The following is a 7,177-nucleotide window of genomic DNA, read 5'->3' as shown; positions in this document are numbered from 1 at the left end:
CGGCGTGGTTGCCGGCAGGGGAAGCCATCTGGGCACCGGCGGGATGGCGTCGAAGCTGTCGTCGGCGCTGCTGGCCGCCGACGCCGGGGTTCCGGTGTTGTTGGCCGCGGCCTCCGAGGCACCGACGGCGTTGTCCGACGCCTCGGTCGGCACCGTGTTCGCGCCGCGGCCCGAGCGGATGTCGGCGCGCCGCTTCTGGGTGCGCTACGCCGCCGAGGCCGCAGGGGCGCTGACGCTGGACGACGGCGCGGTGCGCGCGGTGGTCAAGCAGCGGCGCTCGCTGCTGCCCGCCGGGATCACCGCGGTGTCGGGGCGGTTCTACGGCGGCGACGTCGTCGAGTTGCGGGCGCAGGACGGCACGATGGTCGCGCGTGGCGTGGTCGCGTACGACCGCGGTGAACTGGCGACGATGCTGGGCCGCTCGACGTCGGACCTGTCGCCGGAGCTACGACGCCCCGCGGTGCACGCCGACGACCTCGTCGCCGTCTGATCCTCACGCCGAGGTCGCGACCGCGGGCAGTTCGTCGGCCAGCAGCGCCAGCATGGGTGAGCATCCGTTGTCGACCTTGACCGTCGCCAACGCGTCACCGCGGGTCGGACCCCGGTTGACGATCGCGACCGGCATGCCCGCCGCGGCGGCGTGGCGCACGAAGCGATAGCCCGAGTACACCGTCAGCGACGACCCGGCGACCAGCAGGGCGTCGGCCGCGTCGACCACCGAATACGCCTCGGCCACACGTTCTTTCGGCACGCTCTCACCGAAGTAGACGATGTCGGGTTTGAGCATGCCGCCGCAGCGGGGGCAGTCGACGACGCGGAAGGAGCTGGTTTCGCCGACGACGGCGTCGGCGTCCGGTGCGACCGCGATACCGCCGACGGACTCCGCGACTCGCTGCGCGAAGCCCGGGTTGGCCTGCTCGAGCAGATCGGCCAGGGCGGCTCGGCTCATCGTCTGGGCACAGTCCAAGCAGATCACCTGCGCGTAAGTGCCGTGCAGGTTGACGACGTTGTCGCTGCCCGCCTTGGTGTGCAGCAGGTCGACGTTCTGGGTGATGAGCCCCGACACCACGCCCGCCGCTTCGAGCGCGGCCAGGGCACGGTGGCCGGCGTTGGGCAGCGTGGCGTCCATATGGCGCCAGCCGAGGTGGTTGCGCGCCCAGTAGCGCTGCCGGAACACCGGGTCGGAGGTGAACTGGCGGATCGTCATCGGGTTGCTCGGCGGGGAGTCCGGCCCGCGGTAGTCCGGGATCCCGGAGTCGGTGGACATGCCGGCCCCGGTGAGCACGGCGATGCGCCGGTCACGCAGCAGGGCGACGAGTTCGGGTGCCTCCACCAGATCGAGGGTAGGCGCTCGGCGAAAACCCGACGTCGGGTGCTTAGCGGGTTGATCGCCCGCACCAGGCGCTAGTTCGCCAGCGCCTGCGGCGACAGTTCCTTGAGCATCGCGTTCGCCCACCGCATCTGCCGCAGGGCCTGCGGATGGCAGCGTTGGGTCAGCTCGAGTAGCCGCTCGTCCTTGGCCGCCTGGGCGCCCTGCGCCAGCAGTTCCCAGTCCAGCGAGACGCCGGCCGCCAGCCGGTGCAGCCGCCGCAGATCCGCCAACAACAGCAGGGCGGGTTCGGGCCGTCGGCCCAGCCGGTCGCTGACCCACTGCTGGGCCACCTCGGTGACGGCCTTGGTCCGCGGATGTGCGCGCAACCGGATGCCGTAGCGGGGACCGATCTGTGCGATCAGGTCGACGTGTTCGCGCGACCAGACGGTGAGGTCCATCGCGACGTGATAGATGCCGTGGTCGTTGTGGTGGCGCGCGGCGATCGCGTCGAGCGAGCGGGCCAGCCGCAGTTCGGAGCGGTGCAGTTCGCGCAGCGCCAGGCCGAGTTTCATCGCGACTCCGCTCCGGTCGGCACGACGGCCAGCCGGGCCGCCGCGGTCTTGAAGATCGGTTGCTTGGACACCGGGTCCCAGTCGGTCATGGTGAGTTCGTTGGCGGCCCGGTCGTGCTCGCTGTCGTCGGCGTCCCAGTAGCCGTAGTGGAACGGCAGGAACAGCACTCCGGTGCGGATGCCGGTGATGCGCGCCTTGGCGCGGACCCGTCCGCGCGGTGTTTCGACCTCGACCAACTCGCCGTCGCGGACACCGAGGCGGCGCGCGTCGGACTCGGCCAACTCGACCCACACCTCGGGGGCCGCCGCGGCGAGTTCCGGAACGCGTCCGGTCTTGGTCCTGGTGTGAAACTGGTACACCGTGCGCCCGGTGATCAGCGCGAACGGGTAATCGTCGCTCGGAATCTCGTGCGCAGGCAGGTATTCGGCCGCCTTGATGATCGCCTTGCCGTCGGGGTTCATCGCCCCGTACTCGGTCGGCTCCAGCGGTGCACCGGTGATCAGGTCCTTCCCATACGCCTCGCAGTAGTCGGGCGCCGCCCAGAATTTTCCGTCGGCGTAGAGACGTTCGGTGCCGTCGGGATGCTCGGCGTTACACGGCCATTGGATTCCGCTGCCGCCGCGCAACATGTCGTAATTCAGGCCCGTGTAGTCGCACGGCCGCCCGGCGCTGCAGCGCTGCCACGCGGCGAACGCGGACTCCGGATCGGTCCATGACGGCAGCGGATCGCCGTCGCGGTCACGAAAATCCATGCGGCGCGCGTAGTCGAGGAAGATGTCGAGATCGGGGCGGGCCTGACCGGGCGGATCGATGGCCTTCTCCGACAGGTGCACGGTGCGATCGGTGTTGGTGAATGTGCCGGTCTTCTCGCCCCACGCGGCGGCCGGTAGCACCACGTCGGCGAGTTCGGTTGTCTCCGTGGGGAAGATGTCCTGCACGACGACGAACAGTCGCTGCTGGCTCAGAATGCTGCGGATGCGGCGCAGCTCGGGCAGTGAGACCGCCGGATTCGTCGCGCTGATCCACAGCAGACGCAGCGTGCCCTGCTCGGCGTAGCGGAACATCTGCATCGCGTGCGTGGGCGGCGCATAGTGCGGGATCTGCGTCATGTCGAGGTTCCACAGCCGCGCCAATTCCTCGATGTGACTGTCGTTGGACCAATTTCGGAAGCCGGCCAGGTCGCCGTCGGCGCCGCATTCGCGGGTGTTCTCGGCGGTCGGCTGACCGTTCATCTGCAGCACCCCACATCCCGGCTGGCCGAGCATGCCGCGCAGGATGTGCACGTTGTTGACCTGAACCGCGGCGGCCGTGGCCTGATGGGACTGGTAAAACCCTTGCAGCACCGTGGACAACAGTCGTTGCGCGGTGCCCAGCAACCACGCCGCGGTACGAATGTCGTCGGCGGAGACGCCGCAGATCTCGGTGGCGCGCTCGGGCGGGAATTCGGCGACGCGCTTGCGCAGCTCGTCGAAACCCACGGCGTGCGCGTGGATGTAGTCGTGGTCGATCCAGTCGTTTTCCACGATCTCGTGCAGGAGGGCGTTCATCAGCGCGACGTTGGTGCCGGGCAGCGGCGCCAGATGAACCGTCGCGTGCTCGGCCACGGGGGTCTTGCGCGGATCGACGCACACGATGGCCGGCGGGTTTGGGCCGGCCAGCCGGTCGAGCATCCGCATCCACAACACGGTCTGGGTCTCGGCGACGTTGTGGCCGTACAGCGCGATGACGTCGGCGTGATCGACGTCGGCGTAGGAACCGGGTTGCCCGTCGCAGCCGAATGATTCCTTGAGTGCCTCGGCGGCCGTCGCGGTGCACAACCGGGTGTTGCCGTCGACGTGGTTGGTGCCGATCGCGCCGTGTGCGATGACACCGAGCGTGTAGTACTCCTCGAGGAACAGCTGGCCCGAGGTGTAGAAACCGAACGCCGAAGGGCCGTACCGGTCGAGCAGGCGCTTGCTGTGCCGCACCACCTGATCCATGGCGGTGTCCCAATCACATTCGGTCAGTTGGCCGTTGACGCGGATCATCGGTGTGGTGAGGCGATCGGGTGAGGCGTTGGCCTGCCACCCGTAGAAGTCCTTTGGGTCGAGTCGACCATGGTTCACACGGTCGGCCTCGCGGCCCCGCACGCCGACGATCCGGCCGTCCTTCACCGCGATGTCCAGGCCGTCGCCGTTCGAGTGCAGGATGGCTGCCGATTGCACCCAGCGGTCAACCGATTCCGGCGTCACGCCGTCGGCCAGATGCATGTCCGGTCGCGCAGGCCATTCTCCGTCGCGCGGATACGGAGTCCGCGCGCCCCACGGTTCGGCTATCCGATTGGCGGGCACCCGGACGGCCTACCCGGTCAAAGCCGGGCGAAACCTCACTTCAAGCACTGCGCCGCGGGCGTGATCTCGGCGTTCATATTGCTTTTCATCATGGTCAGCGCGGCGTCGCTGAGTTCGGGGTCGATATGGGCGACGGCGTCCGGCGGGACGACGACGGGGAAGTGGCGAACGTAGGCGTCGAGTGCCGTGTAGAGGATGCACTGCTCGGTGACCTGACCGGTCAGGATGACCCGCTGCGGCTTCAACTGTCCCAGCAGATACGCGAGTGCCGTGGCGTAGAAGGCGCTGTGGCGCACCTTCGTCATCAGCCGGCAACCCTTCTGCGGGACGATCGGCTCGACCAGGTCCGGTCGCTCACCCTTCAGGGCCGACTGCACGATGTCGCTGAACTCCGCGGTGAAATCGCCGTAGTTGTCGTTGACGTAGATCAGGTCCACGTCGTCACGTTCCCGGGCCTCGGCGACGAGCTTGGAGAGCGGATCGATGATCTCGGCGACGTTCGGCGCCAGCTTCTCGGCGTCGGGATGTTGGTAGGTGTTCATCATGTCGATGACCAGCACGGCGGTGTCACTCATGGGGACTTGCATACCCCGTTCGGTTTTCGGGCAACAATGAGGCATGGATTTCTACTCGGCGTATCGGCACGGGTTCGTCCGCGTCGCCGCCTGCACGCATCACACGGCGCTCGCGGATCCGCAGGCCAACGCCGAGTCGGTGCTGCGGATGGCCCGCGCCTGCCACGACGACAGCGTCGCGCTCGCGGTGTTTCCGGAGCTGACGCTGTCGGGATACTCGATCGAGGACATCGTGATGCAGGACGCGCTGCTCGACGCGGTCGAGGATGCGGTGCTCGACATCGTCGTGGCCTCCGCCGACCTGATGCCGGTCCTGGTGATCGGTGCGCCGCTGCGCTATCGCCACCGGATTTACAACACCGCGGTCGTGATTCACCGCGGGCGGGTGCTCGGCGTGGCGCCGAAGTCGTATCTGCCGACCTATCGCGAGTTCTACGAGCGACGCCAGATGGCGCCCGGCGACGACATCCGCGGCGCCATCCGGATGGGTGACGCGGACGTGCCGTTCGGTCCGGATCTGTTGTTCACCGCGACCGACATGCCCGGTTTCGTGCTGCACGTCGAGATCTGCGAGGACATGTTCGTGCCCGTCCCGCCGAGCGCGCCGGCGGCGTTGGCCGGGGCCACGGTGCTGGCCAACCTGTCCGGAAGCCCGATCACCATCGGACGTTCCGAGGACCGCTGCCTGCTGGCGCGTTCCGCGTCGGCGCGGTGCCTGGCCGCCTACGTCTACGCCGCGGCGGGGGAGGGCGAGTCGACGACCGACCTCGCCTGGGACGGTCAGACGATGATCTGGGAGAACGGCGAATGCCTCGCGCAATCCGAGCGCTTCCCCAAAGGCGAGCGCCGATCCGTCGCCGATGTCGACCTGGAACTGCTGCGCTCCGAACGCATCCGGATGGGCACGTTCGACGACAACCGAAGGCACCACAGTGCGTCGACCGACACGTACCGCAGGGTCGAGTTCCAGCTCGATCCACCGTCCGGCGACGTCGGCCTGCTGCGCCACATCGAGCGGTTCCCGTTCGTCCCGTCGGATCCCGAACGGCTGGAACAGGATTGCTACGAGGCCTACAGCATCCAGGTGGCCGGGCTCGAACAGCGGTTGCGCGCGTTGGACTTTCCCAAGATCATCCTCGGCCTGTCGGGCGGCCTCGACTCGACGCACGCCTTGATCGTCGCCGCGCGCGCGATGGACCGCGAAGAGCGCCCGCGCAGCGACATACTCGCGTACACCATGCCCGGATTCGCCACGGGGGAGCGCACGAAGGGCAACGCCCAACGGTTGGCCGAGGCGCTCGGCGTGACGTTCGCCGAACTCGACATCAGCTCGACGGCGGAACTGATGCTCAAGAACATGGACCATCCGTTCGGCCGCGGGGAGAAGGTCTACGACGTCACGTTCGAGAACGTGCAGGCCGGACTGCGCACCGATTACCTGTTCCGGCTGGCCAACCAGCGCGGAGGAATCGTGCTGGGCACCGGCGACCTCTCCGAGCTCGCGCTGGGTTGGTCGACCTACGGTGTGGGCGATCAGATGTCGCACTACAACGTCAACGGCGGCGTTCCGAAGACGTTGATCCAGCACCTGATTCGCTGGGTCATCTCGTCGAAGCAGTTCGACGACAAGGTCAATGAGGTGCTGCAGTCGGTGCTCGACACCGAGATCTCGCCGGAGCTGGTGCCGGCGGGTGAGGACGAGGAGATCCAGAGCAGCGAGTCCAAGATCGGACCTTATGTGCTGCAGGATTTCTCGCTGTTTCAGGTGCTGCGCTTCGGGTTCCGGCCGTCGAAGGTGGCGTTCCTGGCGTGGCACGCCTGGAGCGATCCGCAACGCGGCGACTGGCCGACCGGATACCCCGAGGACAAGCGTCCGTCGTACTCGTTGAAGGAGATTCGGCACTGGCTACAGGTGTTCGCGCAGCGGTACTACTCGTTCGCCCAGTTCAAGCGGTCGGCGGTGCCGAACGGGCCCAAGGTCTCACACGGCGGATCGCTTTCACCGCGCGGTGACTGGCGGGCGCCCTCGGACATGTCCGCCCGCACCTGGCTCGACGAGATCGAGCGCGAAATCCCCGAAGACTAGCGGCGCTGCTGGTCGGTGGCGCGGACAGTCCGCGATAAGTGATCGGGTTTGAGTTCGCGCGGTCAGGCGGCTTGGTCTCCTGGAGGTGACGGCCCGCCGGGCTCAGTTGTTCGGCCGGGTGTTGGCGCTTCGCCCGGTTCGGTTTCGGCGGCCGGGTCCTTGTCGGCCGACACTGCGGCATCCTTGGCCGTGTCTTCAACCAGGGCGTCGTCGTCGTCGGGTCGGAGGAGGCGTTCGGGGCGGTGGTAGTAGTTGGTTCGGGCTTGGCCGGTGTCGAGGTCGGGTGGGGGGAGCCATTCGAC

General features: G+C 67.9%; 6 protein-coding genes and 1 pseudogene. 2 read left to right on the top strand and 5 right to left on the bottom strand.

Annotated features, from left to right (window positions below):
• Positions 1-490: PUA domain-containing protein (locus tag A5698_RS10050; RefSeq protein WP_353651817.1), on the top strand; the 490-nt coding region annotated here is incomplete at its 5' end.
• A gap of 3 nt (positions 491-493) precedes the next feature.
• Here the strand turns inward: A5698_RS10050 and A5698_RS10045 are convergent.
• From A5698_RS10045 to A5698_RS10030, 4 genes are all read right to left on the bottom strand, one after another.
• Entirely contained in the window at positions 494-1,333 is an 840-nt protein-coding gene (locus A5698_RS10045) for an NAD-dependent protein deacetylase (protein WP_068295967.1), read from the bottom strand.
• A gap of 71 nt (positions 1,334-1,404) precedes the next feature.
• A complete protein-coding gene (locus A5698_RS10040) occupies positions 1,405-1,884 on the bottom strand; it encodes a hypothetical protein (RefSeq protein WP_068295965.1) in 480 nt (159 codons plus the stop codon).
• Positions 1,881-4,214, bottom strand: a complete 2,334-nt coding sequence (locus tag A5698_RS10035) for a molybdopterin oxidoreductase family protein (RefSeq protein WP_068295963.1) — start codon at positions 4,212-4,214, stop codon at positions 1,881-1,883. Before A5698_RS10035 ends, A5698_RS10040 begins: the two co-directional genes overlap by 4 nt.
• Positions 4,215-4,249: 35 nt before the next feature.
• On the bottom strand, positions 4,250-4,789 hold the full coding sequence (locus A5698_RS10030) for a cysteine hydrolase family protein (protein ID WP_068295960.1): 540 nt from the start codon (positions 4,787-4,789) through the stop codon (positions 4,250-4,252).
• Positions 4,790-4,832: 43 nt separating this feature from the next.
• On the opposite strand from A5698_RS10030, the gene A5698_RS10025 reads away from it, so the two are divergent.
• The gene (locus A5698_RS10025) at positions 4,833-6,875 is read left to right on the top strand and encodes an NAD(+) synthase (RefSeq protein WP_068295958.1); all 2,043 of its coding nucleotides are present in this window, start codon (positions 4,833-4,835) and stop codon (positions 6,873-6,875) included.
• Positions 6,876-6,937: 62 nt separating this feature from the next.
• On the opposite strand, the pseudogene A5698_RS28550 reads toward A5698_RS10025, so the two are convergent.
• A pseudogene (locus tag A5698_RS28550) lies at positions 6,938-7,177 on the bottom strand (HNH endonuclease signature motif containing protein); the annotation flags it as partial.

The sequence above is a fragment of the Mycobacterium sp. E136 genome (genome assembly GCF_001666865.1).
Taxonomy (GTDB): Bacteria; Actinomycetota; Actinomycetes; order Mycobacteriales; family Mycobacteriaceae; genus Mycobacterium.
The sequence above is the reverse complement of the archived record's forward strand: the minus strand, read 5'-3'. Positions and strand labels throughout refer to the sequence as shown.